Origin of the sequence: Ruegeria sp. HKCCA0370 (assembly GCF_013033705.1) — a bacterium.
Classification (GTDB): Bacteria; Pseudomonadota; Alphaproteobacteria; order Rhodobacterales; family Rhodobacteraceae; genus Ruegeria.
Map to the genome: position 1 here is coordinate 341,326 of NZ_WQEP01000003.1, position 20,047 is coordinate 361,372.

General features: G+C 58.9%; 17 protein-coding genes. 15 read left to right on the plus strand and 2 right to left on the minus strand.

Features of this window, described 5'->3' with window-relative positions; genetic code table 11:
- Positions 1 to 2 precede the first annotated feature (2 nt).
- From napF to GOW31_RS10230, 8 genes are read left to right on the plus strand one after another with little or no spacing between them, the layout of a single operon-like run.
- Positions 3 to 509: a ferredoxin-type protein NapF gene (gene napF, locus GOW31_RS10195; RefSeq protein WP_254441681.1), complete on the plus strand. Its 507-nt coding sequence runs from the start codon at positions 3 to 5 to the stop codon at positions 507 to 509.
- The gene (locus tag GOW31_RS10200) at positions 506 to 799 is read left to right on the plus strand and encodes a chaperone NapD (protein ID WP_171169787.1); all 294 of its coding nucleotides are present in this window, start codon (positions 506 to 508) and stop codon (positions 797 to 799) included. The genes napF and GOW31_RS10200 overlap by 4 nt, the downstream gene beginning before the upstream one ends.
- A complete protein-coding gene (napA, locus tag GOW31_RS10205) occupies positions 796 to 3,288 on the plus strand; it encodes a nitrate reductase catalytic subunit NapA (RefSeq protein ID WP_171169788.1) in 2,493 nt (830 codons plus the stop codon). The genes GOW31_RS10200 and napA overlap by 4 nt, the downstream gene beginning before the upstream one ends.
- 27 nt (positions 3,289 to 3,315) lie before the next feature.
- The gene (napG, locus tag GOW31_RS10210; protein WP_152460386.1) at positions 3,316 to 4,134 is read left to right on the plus strand and encodes a ferredoxin-type protein NapG; all 819 of its coding nucleotides are present in this window, start codon (positions 3,316 to 3,318) and stop codon (positions 4,132 to 4,134) included.
- Positions 4,131 to 5,048, plus strand: coding sequence for a quinol dehydrogenase ferredoxin subunit NapH (gene napH, locus GOW31_RS10215; RefSeq protein ID WP_171169789.1), 918 nt, complete (start codon positions 4,131 to 4,133; stop codon positions 5,046 to 5,048). Before napG ends, napH begins: the two co-directional genes overlap by 4 nt.
- 12 nt (positions 5,049 to 5,060) lie before the next feature.
- Entirely contained in the window at positions 5,061 to 5,498 is a 438-nt protein-coding gene (locus GOW31_RS10220; protein ID WP_152460388.1) for a nitrate reductase cytochrome c-type subunit, read from the plus strand.
- A 29-nt stretch (positions 5,499 to 5,527) separates the two neighbouring features.
- Positions 5,528 to 6,217, plus strand: a complete 690-nt coding sequence (locus GOW31_RS10225; RefSeq protein ID WP_152460389.1) for a NapC/NirT family cytochrome c — start codon at positions 5,528 to 5,530, stop codon at positions 6,215 to 6,217.
- 13 nt (positions 6,218 to 6,230) lie between these two features.
- A complete protein-coding gene (locus GOW31_RS10230; protein WP_171169790.1) occupies positions 6,231 to 6,488 on the plus strand; it encodes a hypothetical protein in 258 nt (85 codons plus the stop codon).
- Positions 6,489 to 6,557: 69 nt separating this feature from the next.
- Here GOW31_RS10230 and GOW31_RS10235 read toward each other — a convergent pair whose 3' ends face one another.
- Complete coding sequence (locus GOW31_RS10235) at positions 6,558 to 7,340, minus strand: DeoR/GlpR family DNA-binding transcription regulator (RefSeq protein ID WP_171169791.1); 783 nt, start codon at positions 7,338 to 7,340, stop codon at positions 6,558 to 6,560.
- Between the two features lie 150 nt (positions 7,341 to 7,490).
- Between GOW31_RS10235 and GOW31_RS10240 the strand changes: the two genes are divergently transcribed.
- The 7 genes from GOW31_RS10240 to GOW31_RS10270 all read left to right on the plus strand — a co-directional run bounded on the left by GOW31_RS10240 (position 7,491) and on the right by GOW31_RS10270 (position 19,563).
- On the plus strand, positions 7,491 to 9,914 hold the full coding sequence (locus GOW31_RS10240) for an FAD-dependent oxidoreductase (protein WP_171169793.1): 2,424 nt from the start codon (positions 7,491 to 7,493) through the stop codon (positions 9,912 to 9,914).
- Positions 9,915 to 9,925: 11 nt separating this feature from the next.
- Entirely contained in the window at positions 9,926 to 10,858 is a 933-nt protein-coding gene (locus GOW31_RS10245; RefSeq protein ID WP_171169794.1) for a choline/ethanolamine kinase family protein, read from the plus strand.
- 540 nt (positions 10,859 to 11,398) lie between these two features.
- Positions 11,399 to 14,599, plus strand: a complete 3,201-nt coding sequence (locus tag GOW31_RS10250; RefSeq protein WP_171169795.1) for an adenylate/guanylate cyclase domain-containing protein — start codon at positions 11,399 to 11,401, stop codon at positions 14,597 to 14,599.
- Between the two features lie 52 nt (positions 14,600 to 14,651).
- Entirely contained in the window at positions 14,652 to 15,533 is an 882-nt protein-coding gene (locus tag GOW31_RS10255; RefSeq protein ID WP_171169796.1) for an encapsulin, read from the plus strand.
- Between the two features lie 14 nt (positions 15,534 to 15,547).
- Positions 15,548 to 16,372, plus strand: coding sequence for a DUF3237 domain-containing protein (locus GOW31_RS10260; RefSeq protein ID WP_171169797.1), 825 nt, complete (start codon positions 15,548 to 15,550; stop codon positions 16,370 to 16,372).
- Complete coding sequence (locus GOW31_RS10265) at positions 16,365 to 18,488, plus strand: FAD-dependent oxidoreductase (RefSeq protein ID WP_171169798.1); 2,124 nt, start codon at positions 16,365 to 16,367, stop codon at positions 18,486 to 18,488. Before GOW31_RS10260 ends, GOW31_RS10265 begins: the two co-directional genes overlap by 8 nt.
- 4 nt (positions 18,489 to 18,492) lie before the next feature.
- Positions 18,493 to 19,563, plus strand: a complete 1,071-nt coding sequence (locus GOW31_RS10270; protein ID WP_216601173.1) for a polyprenyl synthetase family protein — start codon at positions 18,493 to 18,495, stop codon at positions 19,561 to 19,563.
- Here the strand turns inward: GOW31_RS10270 and GOW31_RS10275 are convergent.
- The gene (locus GOW31_RS10275) at positions 19,554 to 20,024 is read right to left on the minus strand and encodes a hypothetical protein (RefSeq protein ID WP_171169799.1); all 471 of its coding nucleotides are present in this window, start codon (positions 20,022 to 20,024) and stop codon (positions 19,554 to 19,556) included. The two genes, GOW31_RS10270 and GOW31_RS10275, sit on opposite strands and share 10 nt — an antisense overlap.
- Positions 20,025 to 20,047 lie beyond the last annotated feature (23 nt).

Sequence of the window (20,047 nt, forward strand, 5' to 3'; positions counted from 1 at the left end):
AGATGACCAGCAGACGCGCTTTTCTAAGCGCGCGTGTCCTGCGGGAGGACCCAGATGCGATCCGTCCGCCGGGTGCAGTTGCAACTGGCTTCAGCGATCTATGCATGCGTTGCGATGACTGCGCCGCGGCTTGTCCTGAAGACATCATCACATTCGACGATGCCGGTTTCCCCGTTCTGGACCTGTCCGCAGGCGGTTGCACCTTGTGTGGTGACTGCGCTGACATTTGTCCGACCCCGGCGTTGCTGTCGGAACGTGTTGCCGAATGGCCATGGCGCGCACGAATCGATGACACAAGCTGCCTGTCGACGAACGGCGTAAGCTGCCGCCTGTGTCAGGACAATTGCGAACAGGATGCCATCCGCTTTCGCCTGCAACTGGGCGGACGCGCGGAACCAGCGCTTGAAACAGAAACCTGCATCGGCTGCGGAAGTTGTTCCGCCGCCTGCCCCACTGGGGCGATCGTGATGCACCGCCCCGCCCCACTACACCCGGAGGTGAACCAATGAATATTTGTGGCTGTCTGGTCCACATCGCCCCCGATTACACCGATACCGCACGCGCGGCGATGGCCGAAACCCAGGGCGTCGAGCTTCATGCCGAAGCCGAGGACGGCCGTTTCGTAGTTGTTGTCGAGGATACGGCCGACAGGTTGGCCTCGGACACCATCATGGATCTGCACCAGATCCCAGGAGTGATCTCACTGTCACTGACTTATCACCATTTCGAAGATCTCGCGGAGACGGCTCCGCGTCCTGATGCTCCAAGCCAACCGTCCAGCAGGAGGCCCATGCAATGACCATCTCTGAATCCCGTCGTACATTTCTGAAAGCGTCCGCAGCGGCAGCCACTGCCTCGGCTGCGGGCATTCCCATGGCCACAGGTCAGGCCAACGCTCAGGTCGGCGCGCCCGATATTCGCTGGGACAAGGCTGCTTGCCGGTTCTGCGGTACAGGCTGTTCGGTTCTGGTGGGCACCAAAGAGGGTCGAGTGGTGGCCACGCAAGGTGACCCGGACGCACCGGTGAACAGGGGCTTGAACTGTATCAAGGGCTATTTCCTGTCCAAGATCATGTACGGCAAAGACCGCCTGACCACACCGCTTTTGCGCAAGACCAACGGCCAGTATGACAAGAATGGCGAGTTCGAACCGGTCAGCTGGGATGAAGCCTTTGATGTGATGGCCGCCAAATGGAAAGAGGCCCTTGCCAAGAAGGGTCCGACCAGCGTGGGGATGTTTGGTTCGGGGCAGTGGACGGTCTGGGAAGGCTATGCCGCCGCCAAGATGATGAAGGCCGGGTTCCGGTCGAACAACATTGATCCCAATGCGCGTCACTGCATGGCCTCGGCCGTGGTTGGTTTCATGCGCACTTTCGGCATTGACGAACCGATGGGGTGCTATGACGACCTTGAGCACGCCGATACCTTCGTGCTGTGGGGATCGAACATGGCCGAGATGCACCCGATACTGTGGTCGCGCCTGACCGACACCCGCCTGACGAAACCGGGTTGCGAAGTGCATGTGCTTTCGACTTTCGAGCACCGCTCGTTCGAGCTGGCCGATAATGGCATGGTCTTTGCACCGCAAACCGATCTGGCAATCCTGAACTATATCGCGAACTACATCATCCAGAATGGCGCGGTGAACGAAGAGTTCGTCAAGAACCACGTCAACATCACCAAAACCGCCACCGATATCGGTTACGGCCTGCGGGACAACAACCCCCTGCAACAAGAGGCTGAAAACCCGAACTCGGGCAAGTTGGAGCCGATCAGCTTCGAGGAATATGCCGAAGCCGTTTCGAAATACACGCTGGAATACACCTCGGAACTGTCCGGTGTTCCGGCTGACAAGCTGGAGCGTCTGGCCAAGCAATATGCCGACCCCAACCGCAAGGTGATGAGCCTGTGGACCATGGGCTTCAACCAACATACCCGCGGGTCCTGGGTGAACTCGCTGATGTACAACGTGCACCTGCTGGTGGGCAAGATTTCGGAACCCGGCAACTCGCCCTTCTCGCTGACCGGTCAGCCGTCGGCCTGCGGTACCGCGCGCGAGGTAGGCACCTTTGCGCACCGCCTGCCCGCCGACATGGTGGTGATGAACGAAAAGCACCGCGAGATCTGCGAATCCGCCTGGAACGTGCCCGCCGGCACCATTCCTGACAAGCCCGGTTTCCACGCCGTGCTGCAACACCGCAAGCTGAAGGATGGCGATCTGAACGCTTATTGGGTTCAGTGCACCAACAACATGCAGGCTGCGCCGAACATCAACGAGGAAGGCTATCCCGGCTACCGCAACCCGGAAAACTTCATCACTGTTTCAGACCCCTACCCGACGGTCACTGCGGTTTCCGCTGACCTGATCCTGCCCACCGCCATGTGGGTCGAGAAGGAAGGCGCCTATGGCAACGCCGAGCGCCGCACCCAGTTCTGGCGGCAGCAGGTCAAGGCCCCGGGCGAGGCCAAATCGGACCTGTGGCAGGTGATGGAGTTCTCGAAACGCTTCACCGTCGAAGAGGTCTGGGGCGAAGAATTGCTGGCCACCATGCCCGAGCATCGCGGCAAGACCATGTATGACGTTCTTTTTGCCAATGGCAGCGTCGACAAGTTCCCGCTGTCGGAAACCGCCAAAGGCTTTGACAACGACGAATCCGAGCATTTCGGCTTTTACGTGCAGAAAGGTCTGTTCGAAGAGTACGCCAACTTTGGGCGCGGCCATGCGCATGATCTGGCACCATTCGAAACCTACCACCAGGCCCGCGGTCTGCGCTGGCCGGTCGTGGATGGCAAGGAAACGCTCTATCGTTTCCGCGAAGGCTATGACCCCTACGTGTCCGAGGGTGCCGGCGTGGAGTTCTATGGCCACAAGGATGGCAAGGCCAAAATCATCTTTGCGCCATACGAGCCCGCAGCAGAGGAGCCGGATGCGGAATTCGATCTGTGGCTGTGCACCGGTCGCGTGCTGGAACACTGGCATTCAGGGTCGATGACACGCCGGGTGCCGGAACTGCACCGCGCCTATCCCGCTGCCGTGGTCTACATGCATCCGCAGGACGCAAAGGATCGGGGATTGCGCCGGGGTCAAGAGATTGTTCTGTCGACCCGCCGCGGCGAGGTCACCAGCCGTGTCGAAACCCGGGGTCGGAACAAGGTGCCACGCGGTTTGGTCTTTATGCCGTGGTTCGATGAGCACCAGCTGACCAACAAACTGACGCTGGACGCAACCTGCCCGCTGTCGAAAGAGACCGACTTCAAGAAGTGCGCCTGCAAGGTTGAGCGCGCGTAACCAGCAAGGATCATACGGGGCGTTCCCATGTCTCTTGTCGATAAACCCCTTTCGCCGCAGCGGCGCCGGTTCCTGCAGGACTCGGCGCGGGCGGCGGGCGGCTGCGTGGTCGCCGGATCGTTGCTGGCCTATCTGGCCCGCGACGCCCGCGCCCTGCCCGCCGATGCATTGCGCCCGCCCGGCGCATTGCCCGAGAAGGAGTTCCTGTCGGCCTGCATCCGTTGCGGTTTATGCGTGCGGGACTGCCCGTACGATACCCTGAAACTGGCCGAGCTCGGCTCGGATGCGGTGGCGACGGGAACGCCATTCTTCACCGCCCGGGATGTTCCCTGCGAAATGTGCGACGACATTCCGTGTGTCGCCGCATGTCCAACAGGGGCGCTGGACCCCGGGCTGGAGAATATCGACGATGCCGAGATGGGTGTTGCCGTTCTGGTCGATCAGGAAAACTGCCTGAATTTCCTCGGTCTGCGCTGCGACGTCTGCTATCGCGTCTGCCCCGTCATTGACGAGGCGATCACTTTGGAGACGGCGCACAATACCCGATCGGGTCATCATGCCTTGTTCATTCCAACCGTTCATGCCGAACGCTGTACCGGTTGTGGTATGTGCGAGAAAAGCTGTGTTCTGCCCGAGGCCGCGATCAAGGTTCTGCCTGCCCGGCTGGCGCGCGGCAGTTCGGCCGAGCATTACCGCAAGGGTTGGGAGGAAAAGGCAGCCAAAGGCGCGCCGGTGGTCGAGGGGATCATCGATCTGCCGGATCGTTTGCCCGGACCGGGAACCGACAATCTTGCCGCGCCCGGCGGTTTTGCCCCTGAATATGATCTGCCGGGGGTGGGACAATGAGTACTCGCACGCACATGCCCGTCGGTCAGGAGGCCGTTGAAGGCAAAGGCTGGATCGGGGCGCATCGCTTTTTGCTGATGCGCCGCGCAAGCCAGCTGTTCTTTCTGGTTCTGTTTCTGCTGGGCCCGTGGTTCGGCATCTGGATTGTCGAGGGCACTTTGGCGGGGTCACTGACGCTGGGCGTGTTGCCTTTGACTGATCCGTTCATCCTGTTGCAAAGCTTGGTTGCAGGTCATTGGCCCGAAATGACCGCGCTGATCGGTGGGCTGATCGTTCTGATGGTCTATGCCCTGATTGGTGGCCGTGTCTATTGTTCCTGGGTCTGCCCCATAAACCCGGTGACGGACGCGGCCAACTGGGTGCACCGCAAACTGGACCTGCCGAAAGGCTGGCAACCAAAGCGCGGGACCCGGCTGTGGATTCTGGCAACCGTGCTGCTGGTCTCCGGCCTGAGTGGTGTGATCGCGTGGGAGCTGGTCAACCCGATCACCATGCTGCATCGCGGGCTGGTATTCGGCATGGGCTTTGTCTGGGCCATGATCGCGGCCATCTTCGTGTTTGACGTATTCGTCTCACGTCATGGCTGGTGCGGCCATTTGTGCCCGGTGGGCGCGATCTACGGGCTGATCGGGTCGAAAAGCCTGCTGCGGGTCAGTGCGGCCAACCGCACGGCCTGTGATGACTGTATGGATTGCTATGCGGTCTGTCCTGAAAATCAGGTGATCTCACCCGCGCTGAAAGGCAAGCCGGGAAGCTCGCCCCTGATCCTGTCACCTGACTGCACAAACTGCGGACGCTGCATCGATGTCTGCGCAGTCGACGTCTTCAACTTTACTCACCGGTTCGACGACCATGTCGTTCAACCTTCCGATCCAGTTGCCGCGCCTGAGCCGCGCGCTGCCAGACCTATCTAGGGGAGTGCCAAGATGAAAAGATCAATCGTTACAGGCGGAATTGCCCTTCTACCCGTAGTGTTGCTGAGCGGATGGGCCTTTGCCCAGTCCGCTCAAGTCGAAACCCTGCGGGGCGCGGACGTAGACGAGCCGATCCCTTTGGATCAGATTCACAAAAATGTCGAAGGACGGATGCAACGTAATTATCGCCAGCAGCCACCGCTGATTCCGCATTCGATCGAGCAATATCAGATTGATGTGCGCACCAATCAGTGCCTGTCCTGCCATGACTGGTCCAAGGCAGGTGAGCGTAACGCACCGACCCTTTCAATGACACACTATCTGGATCGCGAAGGCCGCGAATTGGACCGCGTCGCCGGGACCCGTTATTTCTGCAACCAATGTCACGTTCCGCAGGCGGACGCGCCGCCGCTTGTTGAAAACGTGTTCCAGCCCTCGACCGGCAACTGATCCAACACAAGATTGAAAGGAGCACCGACATGGCAGACTCCCCCGAAAAACGCGGCTTTCTGGGTCGCCTTTGGAACGCGATCTGGACGCCGGCGGTAATGTTCAGCTCGGGCTTTCTGATCCTTGCCGGATTTCTGGCCGGTATCCTGTTCTGGGGCGGATTTCACTGGACCCTGGAACTGACCAACACCGAAGAGTTCTGCGTCTCGTGTCACACGATGGAAACGAACCTGGGTGAGTATCGCGAGACGATCCACTACAACAACCACTCCGGCGTGCGTGCGATCTGCTCAGACTGCCACGTTCCGGATGAGTGGAACCACAAGATCAAAGCCAAGATCATGGCCGTGAAGGACGTCTATCATGAACTGGTGGGCACCATCAGCACACCCGAGAAATACGAGGATCACCGCCTGGCGATGGCCTCGGCCGTCTGGAAGAAAATGAAAGCGTCTGACAGCCGCGAGTGCCGCAACTGTCACAACTTTGACTACATGGACTTCACCATTCAGGAAACCCGCGCTGCCTCGGAACACCAACGCGCCATCGACAATGGTATGACCTGTATCGATTGCCACCAGGGCATCGCCCACAGCCTGCCACCCAACTATTTGGAAACATACGAAAAGGTGACTGCTGCATTGGAAGATGAAGTTGTGCAGGAGCACGCTGCCGCGGGTGACGACATCCGCGATTTCCTGAACAACAGTTCGAATTGATGTGGGGGCAGAGATGTTAGAGTTACTTGGAACCATCGGTGGCAACGTCCTGAGCTTGCCGGGCATACTCGGTCTGGCGTTGGGCATGATGACCCGCAAGCTGTGGCTGGGCGCGGCATTGGGCGGCGCAGTCGGTGTATTCGAGACGCTGGTTTTCGCAGGCTTCCGGTTTGCGCAAGTAGAGCCACTGGAACTGATCATCGCTATTGTGGTCGGCGTCTGTGCAGGAAGCCTCGGCACTGCCATTCGCATCAAGGGCGCAACAGCCTGAAACACAGCCGGTTTCACCGTTTCGGTGGAACCGGCTAATTACGTCGGGCCGGGCAGTGTCGTCACCAAGTCAATGACTGTTTTCATGTGATTTCACGCCCGCGATCACCAATTCCGCGTCTCCGGGCAAAGACTGGAAGGCTGCGGGCAATTTGCGATCGGTGATGAGCACATCCTTTTCCGCCAACCCGGGCAGGCGCAACGCTGGGCTGGTCTGGGCCTCGTTGAATTTTGTGGAATCAACCGCCATGAAGGTCTGGTCAGCAATATCAGACATCGCCCGGGCCATATCAGCCTCGCATTGATCATAGACCATGAAGCCCTTGCTGGGATGCACCAGTGACGCCGACAAAATGGCCGTCCGGGCCGAGAACCCTGCAATGACGTCATAGGCGGCGCGGTCGAAAGCGGCGCCGTCGTGGTTACGCAACTGCGTTCCCGCCATGAAGACCCTGTTGCCCTCTTCCATCGACAACGTGGCGGCGATGAAGGCCGAGTTTGTCACCACCGTGAGGTTTTTGCGCGTGCGAAGTGCCTGAGCAATGAAGCCCGAGGTCGAACCCGTGTCGATGGCAATGGCCGAACCGTCCGGTATCCGCCCCGCAACGGCGTCGGCAATCGCGACTTTGGCGGCACGGTTCTGCGCCATGCGGGCCAGAAACGGAGGATCCAGCACATTTTGAGTGCTGACCAATGCACCATGCACCTTGGACAGGCTGCCCTTGGCGACCATCGGCTTCACGATTCGCCTTATGGTCTGGTCCGACACTTTGAGAATGCGCGCCAGCTCAATGACCGAAATTCGCCCATGCAGGTTTACCGTGCTGAGAATGTCTTGCTCGTATTTCGACATGAAGCGCCGCGATATTTGTTGATTTCATCAGATTACTTGCAAGGTTGACGCTGTTCAAGCGACTTACTTCAACACATTTCAAACATTTTTGTTGCTTTTTGTTGTTTTGCGACTTTTGATGACGACATGTCATTTGAAATGGGTGGACGCATGACAACGCATTCGGTCAGACATCTCGTCATCGGCGGGGGCATCATCGGATGCTCCATCGCGTATCACCTCGCACGGTCCGGTGAGACGGACGTTGTTCTTCTGGAAAGGGCGTCCCTGACCGAGGGGGCCACCTGGCATGCGGCGGGGCTTGTCGGGCAGTTGCGGTCATCGCGCAACACGACGCGGATGCTGAAACGGTCCGTGGCGCTGTATGATCGTCTGGCCGAAGAAACCGGGATGGAATTCGACTGGAAGAAAGTCGGAAGCCTGCGCCTGGCGGCAAGCAAAGAGCGGCTTCTGGAAGCAAAACGCCTGGCGACAATGGCCCGCAGCTTTGATCTGGAGATGGAAATAATCTCGGCCGCCGAAGCCAAGGCGCTTTTCCCCTATGTCGACGCGAAAGGGTTAGAGGGCGCGGCTTTTATCCCGTCGGACGGTCATGTCGATCCCGCAGGCTTGTGTCAGGCAATCGCATCCGGCGCCCGGATGCACGGTGCCCGGATCCGCCAATCCGTAGAGGTCACCGATTTTGAAATCCATAACGATCGCATCACCAAAGTGATGACATCGGAAGGGGATTATGAAGCGGACACCGTCGTTCTGGCCGCCGGAATGTGGAGTCGCGAGCTGGCCGCGAAACTCGGGGTCGTTGTCCCGGCCTGCGCTGTCGAGCATCAATACATCGTAACTGAACCCCTGCCCGACGCAGATCTTGTAAAACGCCTGCCAACCCTGCGGGATCCCGAGCGGCTGGTGTATTACAAACCGGATGCAGGCGGGAGGCTTGTGATCGGCGGGTATGAGGACAACACGCTGCCATTCGGCGACAGGGGTATTCCGGGCGCGTTTGTCCGGCAGCTTTTGCCGGACAACCTGGAGCGGTTTGCCCCCCTTGCCGAACTGGCAGGTCAGGTTACGCCGGTCGTCAACACGGTTGGAATCCGGCAGGTGATCAACGGCCCCATCCCTTATTCCGCGGATGGCGATTTTGTCATGGGATGGGCGCCTGAACTGCGAAACCTGATGCTGGCGACCGGATTTCTGTACGGCATCGCGGCAGGTGGTGGCGCAGGAGAGATGATCGCGGAGTGGATTGTAGAAGGCCGCCCGAGCCTTGATCTGTGGCCTCTGGACGTGCGCCGGTTCAGCCCGCATCACGCCACGCGCGCCTTCATGTATCCTCGCGCGGTCGAGCATTACGCGCATCACTACAAGATGCAATATCCGGGGCAGGAGGCGGAAACGGCCAGAAACCTGCGCCTGTCGCCCCTGCATGAGCGGCTGAAACAACATGGCGCGGTGTTCGGGTCAAAAAATGGCTGGGAGCGACCGCTCTGGTTCGCTCCGGCCGGTGTAGAGCCGGTGGATCAGTTGGATTTCCTGTCGCCGGGTTGGAAAACCTATGCCGAACAGGAACATAAGGCCGCGCGCGACGGGGTCGTTCTGATCGATCAAACCAGTTTCTCAAAGTTCGAACTGATCGGCCCCGGCGCACTGGAAGCCCTTCAAAACCTTGCCGTTTCAAATATGGACAAGCCGGATGGCACGGTGATCTACACCCAATTGTGCAATGATCGCGGCGGGGTTGAAGCCGATATCACCGTCACCCGATTGGGGCGGGACCATTTTTACATCGTCACCGGGTCCGGATTCGGCGTGCATGACGCGGATTGGATCCGACGTCACCTGCCCCGCGATGGGCGCGCGCAGCTGATCGAAATGACGTCGGCACGCGCCGTCATCAACATTTGCGGCCCCAAGGCACGGGATGTGATGCAGGCCATCGCGGAAGAAGACGTCTCGAACCATGCGTTTCCCTTTGCAACGGCCCGAGAGATCACCTTGGGAACGGCAAAGGTTCGCGCGATCCGCATAGGTTACATCGGAGAGCTGGGATGGGAGTTACATATCCCGACCGAGTTCGCCCTGCATGTCTATGACTTGCTTTGGCAGGCCGGTCAGAGCCATGGCATCCGCGACATCGGCTACCGCACGATCGAGTCCTTGCGGCTGGAAAAAGGCTATCTCTACTGGAGCGCCGACATCACCCCCGACTATTCGCCAATCGAAGCGGGCCTTGGCGCGCGGGTCCATCTGAAATCCAAACAGGGCTTCATCGGGCGACCGGTGCTGGAGGCGCAGAAAGCGACCGGCCCCGAGCGGCAGCTCTGTACTTTCATCACCGATGAGCGGCTGCCGATCACCGGAGGGGAGACCATATTGGATTCCGGCAAAACAGTCTCGCTGGCATGCAGCGGTGGCTATGGGTTTACCGTCGGCAAGAGCATCCTCTACGGTTATCTGCCTGCGGGACTGGCTGGTGGGTCAGATTTCGAAGTGGAGGTGTTCGGCGAACGCCACGCTATCCGCCGCGTGGACGGGCCGCTTTACGACCCGGCAAACAGCCGGTTGAAAGCCTGAGGGAGAGAGTGATGCAAAACGAGCTGAAACTTGAGATCATGCAGGCCCTTCGCAACGTGGTGGGGTTTGACACCCTTGCCGAGGCGGACCTTCGCACCAACCGGCTGGGCGGGTTGACCAATCTGGTTTACCGCGTCGAGGGTGGGCCAAGGACGGTGATCGTGCGCATCCCCGGCGAGGGCACCGAAGCCTATATCGACCGCGCGGTCGAAATCCACAATGCGCAGGTGGCGGCAAAAGCCGGGGTCGGTCCCGAAGTTCTGTGGGCAGACGCGTCATCCGGCGTGATGATCAGTGATTGCGTTCCCGACATCGTTACGATGACACCCGAGATGTTTGCGACGCGCCCCGGGTCTGCCGCCCGCGCGGGAAAGGCGCTGAGGCAGCTTCACGATGCCCCCGAGCCGTTCAAGTTTCGGTTCGAGCTGTTTTCGATGATCAACGACTACATGAAGGTACTTGCAGACAAAAACGCGACCCTACCGGACGGGTACGCGGACGTCGTGGCCGAGGCGGCCCCGATCCGCGAGGTGCTGCGGGACAAACCCGGGACATTGGTCCCGAGCCATTGCGACCCTCTGTGCGAAAATTTTCTGGATGACGGCCAGCGCATGTGGATCGTGGATTACGAGTATTCAGGCATGAACGATGCCCTTTGGGATCTGGGTGATCTGTCGGTCGAAGCCGGGCTGACCGACGAACAGGAACAGGAAATGTTGACCGCCTATTTCGGAAACCCGCCGAGCGAGGCTCAGATCGGGCGCATGGTGATCTATAAAGCCGTGTGCGACCTGCTGTGGACGCTGTGGGGATTGATCCAGCATGCGAATGAAAACCCCGCCGAAGACTTCTGGGCCTATGCCACCAACCGGTTCGAGCGGTGCAAGTCCCTGATGCTGGCTCCGTCCTTTGCGGCCCATGTGAAAGCCGTGGCCGAGGAATAGGGTTTCATCCACGGCCGGATCCGCCCTGGATACCGGATGTTTTCTGCCTCGTCTCAGATCTTTGAGCCGCTTTCCATGGAGCCGGGATGCCCGAGAAGAACGGGCCGGGCAAAATACGGGATGCGCCTGGAGCTTAGATGTTTCCATTCGAAGCACATTTGCGCGCGTCGGCTCTTTGCTGGCGCCGGGGTTGAGTCTGCTTTTCTGCCCGGCACCTCATGTCGGCCACGGCACTTTAGCACCTCTGTCAGCTTTGACGTGACGTCAGCGGCAGACCGGCATATCCGGTCGTTCTGTCGCCCTAAAGCCTTGCCAATTAAGTCAACTTGAGACTTGAACCTTATGATTTTTCAGGAAAAGCGCGTGACGTCGTGGTAATTTAGACGTATATCGACCAATCAATGTAACAAGTTAACAGTGCTGCCAGTTCCTGCTATGGATTCAGCATGAATACCTCTCTACTTTTGGATTATACATATACATTATGTATATGTATTAAGGGGAAAACAGGGGGACAGTTATGGAAGGAGTCGCAAGACAATGACGCGAGTCCTTGAGGCATCACCGCGCATTTCAAAAGTCCTTCATCTGGCAGATCTGAATGACTATGCCACTCTGTTTCAGAGAGAAGGCGTAGACGACGAGATTCTGGACGAATTGACGGATCCGGAACTGCGTGATCTCGGGTTGACGGTTGGTGAAAGGAAGCGCTTTCGTAAGGCGCAGGCCAGGCTGAAATCGCAGGAAGCGTCGAAGCGGCCCGAAGTCCAGTCCAAGGCCGAGCGCCGGCAACTGACTTTGGTTTTCTGCGATCTTGTGGGGTCGACACGGCTGGCTCAGCGATATGATCCGGAAGACCTGATGCAGATCATGAACCTGTATCTGGATACGGCGATCGGCACCCTGAAACAACACGGCTGCCATCTGGCCTATCGGCAGGGCGATGGCATCATGGTGTATTTCGGTTACCCGAAGGCCATGGAAGATGATGCCGAACGGGCCGTACGAGCCGTATTGGAGACCATCGAGGCCGTTCAGAACCTTGAAAACGAGTTTGGAGAAAAGCTCGACCTACGGGCAGGCATTGCGACCGGAATGGTTGTCGTGGGCGTTGTTTCTTCGAAAAGCCTGGGGTCCCAGGACTTTCTGGTGGGTGAAACGGCGAATCTTGCATCCCGCCTGCAGGGGCTGGCCGAACCGGGTGAAGTGATCATTTCTTCAGAGACCTGGAGGCTGACCCAGGGTGCCTTTGAATTCGAACCACGTGGCAGCCACGAGCTGAAAGGCTTTGACAATCAGCGCAAAGTGTATCGCGTGGTGTCGGAAATCATGTCCACCAGCCGGTTCGACGCGCGGGTGGGTCAATCTGCGGTCGATCTTGTCGCCCGGCATGATGATCTTTCCACCCTGACCCGGCTTTGGAACGAAGCGCAGGAAGGCTCGGGCCGGCTGGCGCTTGTCGGGGGGGCTGCGGGAATCGGCAAGTCGAGGCTGATCAAGTCACTGTCTGAAACAATCGGGGTCAAACCCTTTACATTGCAGTGCATCCCGCACCTGACCAGTCTTCCGCTGCACCCGATTGTCGGAGAATTGAGGCGCGTTTCGGGCGACAAATCAAATGAAAGTATCCGGGCGGCGATTTCGGACTTCGTGCAATCGGCCTCACGGCTGAGTGACGCGGACTTGCCCGTTCTTCTGGATCTGGCAGGCATCGAGACCGGCGCCCCGTCAGAATCCGACCCGTTGAAGAAGGCGCGCAAATCTCTTGACGTGATGCTGCGCAGTCTGGGCAGCCTGTGTGACAGGCGCGGCACGTTGTTGTTGGTGGTCGAAGACGTTCATTGGGCCGATGCGACCACGTTGGATGTACTGGATGCACTTGCATCCGCCTTGAGCAACTTTCCGGTACTGGTGGTTCTGTCGCACCGACCTGAATACGAACCTCCGGAACATTTGGAAAGCCGAGCCGCGCGCATTGATCTGTCTCCGCTTGGCACTACCGAGGCATCCGAACTGGTCCGGCGCGTGGCCGAGCCGTACAGCCTGCCTGTTATCCTGATCAGGCAGATCATCGAGAAGGCGGATGGCGTGCCGCTGTATATCGAAGAAATGACAAAGGCGGTTCTGGACCAGCTGCCCCAGGATGCCCCGATCAACGCCGAGGTTCTGGATGCGCTGAGCGTCCCGGCCACCCTTCAGGACTCGCTGATGTCGCGTCTTGACCGGATGGAACATGCCAAACCAGTCGCCCAGCTCGGATCGGTCATCGGGCGCAGTTTCACCGCTCAGATGATCCACGCGGTGGCGCATGAAGACATGGATGTGGAAAGCGCCCTCATGCAGCTTATGGCGGCTGGCGTCGTGCTGATCACCAGCGATTCAGGGTCGGCCACATACACGTTCAACCACGCGCTGGTTCAGGATACGGCCTATAATTCCTTGCTGCGGGAAGACCGGCAGAAGGTTCATCTGAAAATCGCCCAAGCACTGCTGGACGGTCACAAGGCATTCGGAACCCCGGCCCCCGATACCGTCGCGCATCACTGCGATCTTGGCGGGTTGAAGGATGAGGCTGTCACGAATTGGGTCACGGCAGGTGAACTGGCGTTGTCCCGACTGGCGAACCTACCCGCGATTTCCGCTTTCCGGGCCGCCCTGCGCAACATCGGAACCATGAAGGACAACGCGGATCGCGACGGTTTCGAGCTTCGGGTTCAGATGAACATTCTGCCCGCCTATATGGCGATCTACGGATGGTCATCCGATCAGGTCGGCGAAACTGCCGCCCGGGCGATGGAACTGGCCCAGTGTTTGGGCGACGGCGAGACGCTTTTTGCCGCAACCTTCTGCCGTTGGACCCATTTCTTTGTTGCCGGTCAGATGAACCGAGCGATGGAAATGGGGCAGGCGCTGGACATGATGGCCGGCATGTCCGAAGACCCCGTCGCCAATGTGCTGGCGGCGCGGGCGCTGAGCTTTACGCATTACTTCCGCGGGGAATTTGCGGAATGCGAACAACAGCTGGAGCGCGCATTCGCCCTGATCACACCCGAGCTGGATATGGCCATGATGCCCATGACCCAGTCTTCCACGGCCGCGTCATTGCTGGCCATTCAGGGATGCCTGCTGTGGCAGCAAGGAAAGTTCGAAAAAGCCGAGGCCGCGCGTCTGGAATCCATCGAGGTCAGCAGGGCGCTGAACCACGCACCCAACCTTGTCTACGTCATGGGCGCTTGCAGCATGTTCCTGCCCTATGCGGGGGAATGGGACCGGCTTGACGTGACGATGAAAGAAGCCAGAAAAGTCGCGGATGAGGAAGGGTTTCTTTACCTTCATGCGATGCAGGACATCTATATGGGCCTCGCGCAGGCTGGAAAGGGCGACATCGCAGGTGTTCCGGAACGCATCGAGACATGCATGAACCTGATTTCCAAATCTGGTGGAAACTTTACTTTTCCTCAGAATCAGATTGTTCTGTCTGAGTTGATGATTGATCACGGAGATGTTGATCAGGCTTTGGACCGGCTGGAAACCGTCTGCATTCCCGGCTGGGAACGCGGCGAGACGTTGAACAAACCTGAATATCACCGTGTGCGAGCAAAGGCTTTTGCCGCAAAGGGGGACTTGGACGCCGCAATCAGCGAGGCGGAGCAAGCGCTTTCGCTTGCCCGGGATTGCCGTGGAGTTGTTCAGGAGCAGCGGGCCCGCGATCTGCTGGACAGATTGAAAGAAGAAAAATGAACAAGATTGATTGCCCCGCCAAATTGGGCAGCAGCACCGAGAGGGATTTGCAATGACCGATGCATTGGATTGGAATGAAGATCAGTGGAGCGCCGTGAACAAGGCCGTTCATGACGAGGCACTGCGCGCCCGGGTGGCCGCCAGTTTCCTGCCCCTGTACGGACCGCTGCCCGCTGACACGCAGTCCGTTCCGCTGAACAAGCTGGATCTGGTCGACAACTCATCTGGTGCATCCAAGCAGCGGCTTGACGTGAACGATTATGACACGCTGCGCCTTACCACCGTATCGGTGAACGTGTACCTGAAAGGCGCACAGGTGGCTGATCCGGAACTGACGGCGGCTCAGATCATGTTCCGCCGAGCGGCCGCCGTTGTGGCACGGGTAGAGGATGACATCATTTTCAACGGTCAACCCGGTACCGGACAGGCCCCCAAACACGCTGGCGGCGCGCCCGACTCATTGCCGCAGATCTATACGATCAGCGGCGGTGGCAAATATCCGGGATTGCTTGAAGCAGGCGAAGGCAAAACCAATTCCGCGACCAAAAAGAACTATAGCGGAACCGAGGTTTTCGAGGCCGTCGTCGAGGGCATCAGCAAGCTGGAAACGCATGGCTATCTGGGCCCCTATGCCTGTGTGATGGGCAATGGTCTGTTCCGTGCGGTCACGACTCCGCTGCCGAATTCGATGGTGCTGCCGCGTGACAGCATTCTTCCGTTCCTGGACGGGCCGTTGCTGCGTTCCAGCACCCTGCCCGCGAACAAGGCAGTGCTTGTGTCCCTGCTGGGTGCACCGGTTGAAATCGTCGTGCCCTCGGATATCGCCGTGAAGTACCTGCAAACCTCTGCCGAGGGCGAGCACGTCTTCCGCGTGCAGCAGAAGTTCCATCTCAGGATCAAGGAAGCTAAGGCCGTCCGCACCATAACCTGTTGACCGGAGATCGGGTCGTGCGCGAGTTTTCAGATCGGGGCGTGACGCTGCGTTGGTCCGAGGCGATCAACGCAGACGGTCTCAGTCGGGTGTTGGTGGAAGCCGGCCCATCCGTGTCGTCGCATGACACGCTACGTCTGATCTGTTCGGAAGATGGCGGCCCCGAGCGTGCCATTCGCGGGTGGCCCTTGTTGCGGGACCCGCAAACAGGGTTTCAACAATTCGCAGCCATTCTTCCGTCGGTCAAACAGGAAAAAACCTTGTCCTGGCGTCCGGTGCTGACGTCGGGAGGGCGCGAGTTTGACCCCGGGCCCGAAAAAGAAATTGAACCTGCCGCACCGGAACCGGCAAAAACCGCAGTGGCGCCGCCGGTACTGGAACATGTCGCCAAATTTGTGGTGCCGTTCGAAAGCAGCTTTCACCCCTCGGGCGAGACGCCGGACGGGATTTGGCTGCATTTCGCCATCAAAGAAGGGGGCACCGTCGAAGGCCCGCATCTGAAAGGGGTGATCGAACCGATCGGAGGAGACTGGATGCGCGTTCGGCCGGATGGTGTGGGGCTGCTTCATGCAAAGGCACTTATAAGACCGTCCATCGGACAAGCTCCGATCCTGTTCGAAGATACGGGTGTGTGTGACTTCGGCCCGGACGGATATGCGGCATTGTCCAAGGGCAATCTGCCCGCTTCGGCTCCGGTACGGCTTGCACCGCGTTACCTGACCTCGAATCCGCATTTCAGCTGGATGAATCGGGTGCAGGGTTTTGGCATTGGCGAAGCTAGCCTGTCAGACATAACCCTGCGCTTTGACGTCTATTCCGCGAAAGGAATTTCCGATGCCTGACAAGGTTGTCATTCTTGGGGGAGGCGTGGCTGGCATGAGCGCCGCGCACGAACTGATTGAACGCGGGTTCGAGGTAGAAGTCCACGAACGCCAGCTGATCCCCGGCGGCAAGGCCCGCAGCATTCCCGTGATGAAGGGTGAAGGGGATCATGGCTCGAAAGCGAAACACATCAAGGCACTGGAAAAATGGGCCGAGATGGATGGGGCCAATTATCCGCCCGGCGTGAAACGGCCCTGGCTGCCCGGTGAACATGGGTTCAGGTTCTTTCCGAACTTTTATCGGCATATCACCGACACGATGGCCCGCACGCCGTATTACGACAAGGGCACATGCTTTGACAATCTGGTCCCGACCACGCAAGTTCTGGTCAGCCAGTTCGACAAGCCCGGCATCATTGTCCCGGAACGGTTCCCCCGCACGCTCAAGGATGTTGCGGATGCCTTCAAGACCATTGCCTTCGCGCTTTCGCCGAGGGACCAGATCGCGTATGAGGATGTCGAACATTTTGTCGCCTGCATGTGGCGGATCGCGACGTCCTGCAAGGAACGCCGGTTTGACGAATATGAACGGATCGGTTGGTGGGATTTCATCGGCGCGCAGGACCGTTCGGAAGCCTATCAGAAGTTCCTTGCCATCGGCCTGACCCGTTCGTTGGTGGCCGCCAAGGCCACGACGGCAAGCACGAAGACAGTGGGGGACATTGCTGTTCAGCTTCAGCTGGGTATCGCCACGCCCGAACCCCACTGCAACAGGCTGCTGAACGGGCCCACCAATCTTGTCTGGATTCAACCGTGGCTGGATTACCTGACTAGCAAGGGGGTCGTGTACAATTTTGACTCCAAAGTCACCGGAATCGAGTGCCGGAACGGCAAGATCGTCGGCGCAACGGTCGAACAGGATGGCGAAGAAAAGCAGGTCACGGGGGATTGGTTCATCAGCGCCATGCCGATTGAACGCATGGCACCGCTTGTGACCCCGGAAATGATGGCGGTTGACCCCGCACTTGCCAAATTGCCTTTGCTGGCCGATGACGTGCAATGGATGAACGGCATTCAGTTCTATCTGACCAAGGATGTCGAGCTGACCCACGGCCACGTCATTTTCATCGACAGCCCATGGGCTTTGACGGCTGTGTCGCAAAAACAGTTCTGGCCGGGGATCAACTTCGATAACTGGGCCGAAGGAAAGACCAAAGGCCTGCTGTCAATCGATATCTCCGAATGGGACAAGCCGGGGTTGAACGGAAAAACCGCGCGCGATTGCAGCCGGGAAGAGATCGCAAAAGAGGTTTGGGAACAGCTCAAGCGCAGCATCAACGTGGATGGCCAAACCATTCTGCGGGACGAGGATATGCATTACTGGTTCCTCGATCCTGATATCGTTCAAGACCCGAACGACCCCAAGCGTCAAAGCAATGTCGAACCCTTGTTGGTCAACCGTATCAACAGCTGGCGCTTGCGCCCGGATGCGGCCACGCTCATCCCGAACTTCTTCCTTGCATCGGATTACGTCCGCACTTTTACCGACCTTGCCACGATGGAAGGGGCGAACGAGGCCGCGCGTCGGGCCGTCAACGCCATTCTTCAACGCAGTGGATCGGATGCCGAGCCCTGCCAGATCTGGGACCTGCACGAGCCCGACATCCTGAAACCGCTGCGCGCCTATGATTACGCCCGCTATCAGGCTGGCCTTCCGTGGGACAATCGGTTCGCGGTTGCGGTCGAAGCCGCGCTGAAAATGGGTCAGGACACGGCAGGAGTTGATCGTGGCGGTGATGGCCCTCTTGCCGCCATAGGGGAACCGGCGGCGGAATATTCAAAACCCGGCGGCATCACCGAGGAGCCAGCCGTTGCCGAAGCGCTTCGAATGATCTGCCCCCCGAAAGAGCTGTTCGACCTCATCGCAAATTACGAGCCCACCGCGGATCTGCCGATCCCGGGGGATGAGCTGGCGGAAGATGTCGCGTATGATCTGGGTCGGGACAGTGGTCAATCAGGTGCCTTGTCCAGGGCGTTGCCAATTTCGGATGCACCGCTTTCTGCGTTTGGCGGCGGTCCGGAACGATCCGGCGCGCGGGAAGACAAAAGTCGCGTGATCATCACCCAGAAGGGCTGAGCCTGTGAAATCCGGAACCGCGCATTTGGATCCTGCGGCAAAACAGGATTTTCTGAAAACCCTGACCTTTTACGGGGATCAGGCGCGCGAAACGCTTTTGGGCCTGTTGCCGACGGGTGAGCCTCAGGCTTATCTGTATGGCCCGATGCGCGATTACATCGAAACCTCGGGCAAGGGCTTGAGGCCCGCCCTGCTGTTGGCGACATGCGAAGCCTTCGGCGGAAACAGCGAGAATGCGAGGGTCTCGGCCGCGGTTCTAGAGCTGCTGCACAACGCTTTTCTGATCCACGACGACATCGAAGATCAAAGCGATTTCCGGCGCGGGCGCGAATGTATGCACAAGCGGCTTGGGGTTCCCCTTGCGATCAATACCGGCGACGGGATGCAATCGCTTGCCCTGCGTCTGCTGCGTCAGAACTTGGGGCCGTTGGGCCCGGAAACCGGTATGCGCGTGGTGGATGAGTTCGACCATCTGTTGCAGCAATCCATCGAAGGTCAGGCGCTGGAGCTTGGCTGGATCCGCGACAACCGTTTGAACGTCGATGCATCAGATTATCTGAGGATGTGTCTGAAAAAGACCTGCTGGTACAGTTTCATTCACCCGATGCGCATCGGGGCCCTGATTGCGCGGCCACATGATGTCGCGTCCGGCGCGCTGAATCTGGATGATTTCAACGCCTTCGGCTTTTTCCTGGGTGCGGCGTTTCAGATTCAGGACGACGTCTTGAATCTCGTCGGCTCACAGGACAGTTACGGCAAGGAAATCGGCGGCGACATCTATGAAGGCAAACGCACGCTGATGCTGGGCCAGCTTGGCCTGAAGGCGGAAGAGCCTGAACAGGCACGGTTGGCCGAGATGTTGTCAAACCCGCGCGATGCCCGGTCAACGCAAGATGTCGCCTGGGTGCTGGAGCGCATGAGCCATTACGGCAGCATCCGCTATGCGCAGGACGCGGCAAATGATCTGCTGGCCGCGGCCCGGAATGAGTTCGCGCGGGTGTTCGCGGGCACAGAAGACGGGCCGCGCGCGTTTCTGGGACAGTTCATGGACTATCTGGTGACCCGTCAGGTCTGAGCGCCCGCCACCTCGAAAATCACCACAACCGAGGTCTGGTCCGTTCCGGTACAGGCGATCCGACCGTGATATTCACCGGGTTCGGAGAGGTCGGGTATAGTCACCGCAACAGCAACATCCGTTGCTTCCCCCGGTTCAAGCTGGATTTGTGGCGGGATCACACTGATGCGGTTGGCCGGCAGAATGTCGCCGTTCGGATTGGTCAGATCGCCCGGTTCGAACTGCATCTGAACAGGGGCCGCGCCTTCCGGTGCTTCAAATGACAGCAGAATGGTGGCGGTGCTGCCGGGATGGCAGGATTTGCGACACCTGAACGGACCGTCCAGATGTTGCCGCGGGCTCCGCTCTGTTTCGAGCACGCGGCGCGCAATATCGGAAATCGGTTGATCGTCGAGCTGCGGCGCAATCGGGCTGACCGCCCGAGATGCACTAACATATGGTTTTCGTTCGAAATACGGCATGCCTAACTGTGCACGTGCCGTGC

Coding starts and splice junctions, on each gene's coding strand:
- napF (WP_254441681.1), top strand. CDS start 3: ATGACCAGCAGACGCGCTTTTCTAAGCGCGCGTGTCCTGCGGGAGGAC.
- GOW31_RS10200 (WP_171169787.1), top strand. CDS start 506: ATGAATATTTGTGGCTGTCTGGTCCACATCGCCCCCGATTACACCGAT.
- napA (WP_171169788.1), top strand. CDS start 796: ATGACCATCTCTGAATCCCGTCGTACATTTCTGAAAGCGTCCGCAGCG.
- napG (WP_152460386.1), top strand. CDS start 3,316: ATGTCTCTTGTCGATAAACCCCTTTCGCCGCAGCGGCGCCGGTTCCTG.
- napH (WP_171169789.1), top strand. CDS start 4,131: ATGAGTACTCGCACGCACATGCCCGTCGGTCAGGAGGCCGTTGAAGGC.
- GOW31_RS10220 (WP_152460388.1), top strand. CDS start 5,061: ATGAAAAGATCAATCGTTACAGGCGGAATTGCCCTTCTACCCGTAGTG.
- GOW31_RS10225 (WP_152460389.1), top strand. CDS start 5,528: ATGGCAGACTCCCCCGAAAAACGCGGCTTTCTGGGTCGCCTTTGGAAC.
- GOW31_RS10230 (WP_171169790.1), top strand. CDS start 6,231: ATGTTAGAGTTACTTGGAACCATCGGTGGCAACGTCCTGAGCTTGCCG.
- GOW31_RS10235 (WP_171169791.1), bottom strand. CDS start 7,340: ATGTCGAAATACGAGCAAGACATTCTCAGCACGGTAAACCTGCATGGG.
- GOW31_RS10240 (WP_171169793.1), top strand. CDS start 7,491: ATGACAACGCATTCGGTCAGACATCTCGTCATCGGCGGGGGCATCATC.
- GOW31_RS10245 (WP_171169794.1), top strand. CDS start 9,926: ATGCAAAACGAGCTGAAACTTGAGATCATGCAGGCCCTTCGCAACGTG.
- GOW31_RS10250 (WP_171169795.1), top strand. CDS start 11,399: ATGACGCGAGTCCTTGAGGCATCACCGCGCATTTCAAAAGTCCTTCAT.
- GOW31_RS10255 (WP_171169796.1), top strand. CDS start 14,652: ATGACCGATGCATTGGATTGGAATGAAGATCAGTGGAGCGCCGTGAAC.
- GOW31_RS10265 (WP_171169798.1), top strand. CDS start 16,365: ATGCCTGACAAGGTTGTCATTCTTGGGGGAGGCGTGGCTGGCATGAGC.
- GOW31_RS10275 (WP_171169799.1), bottom strand. CDS start 20,024: ATGCCGTATTTCGAACGAAAACCATATGTTAGTGCATCTCGGGCGGTC.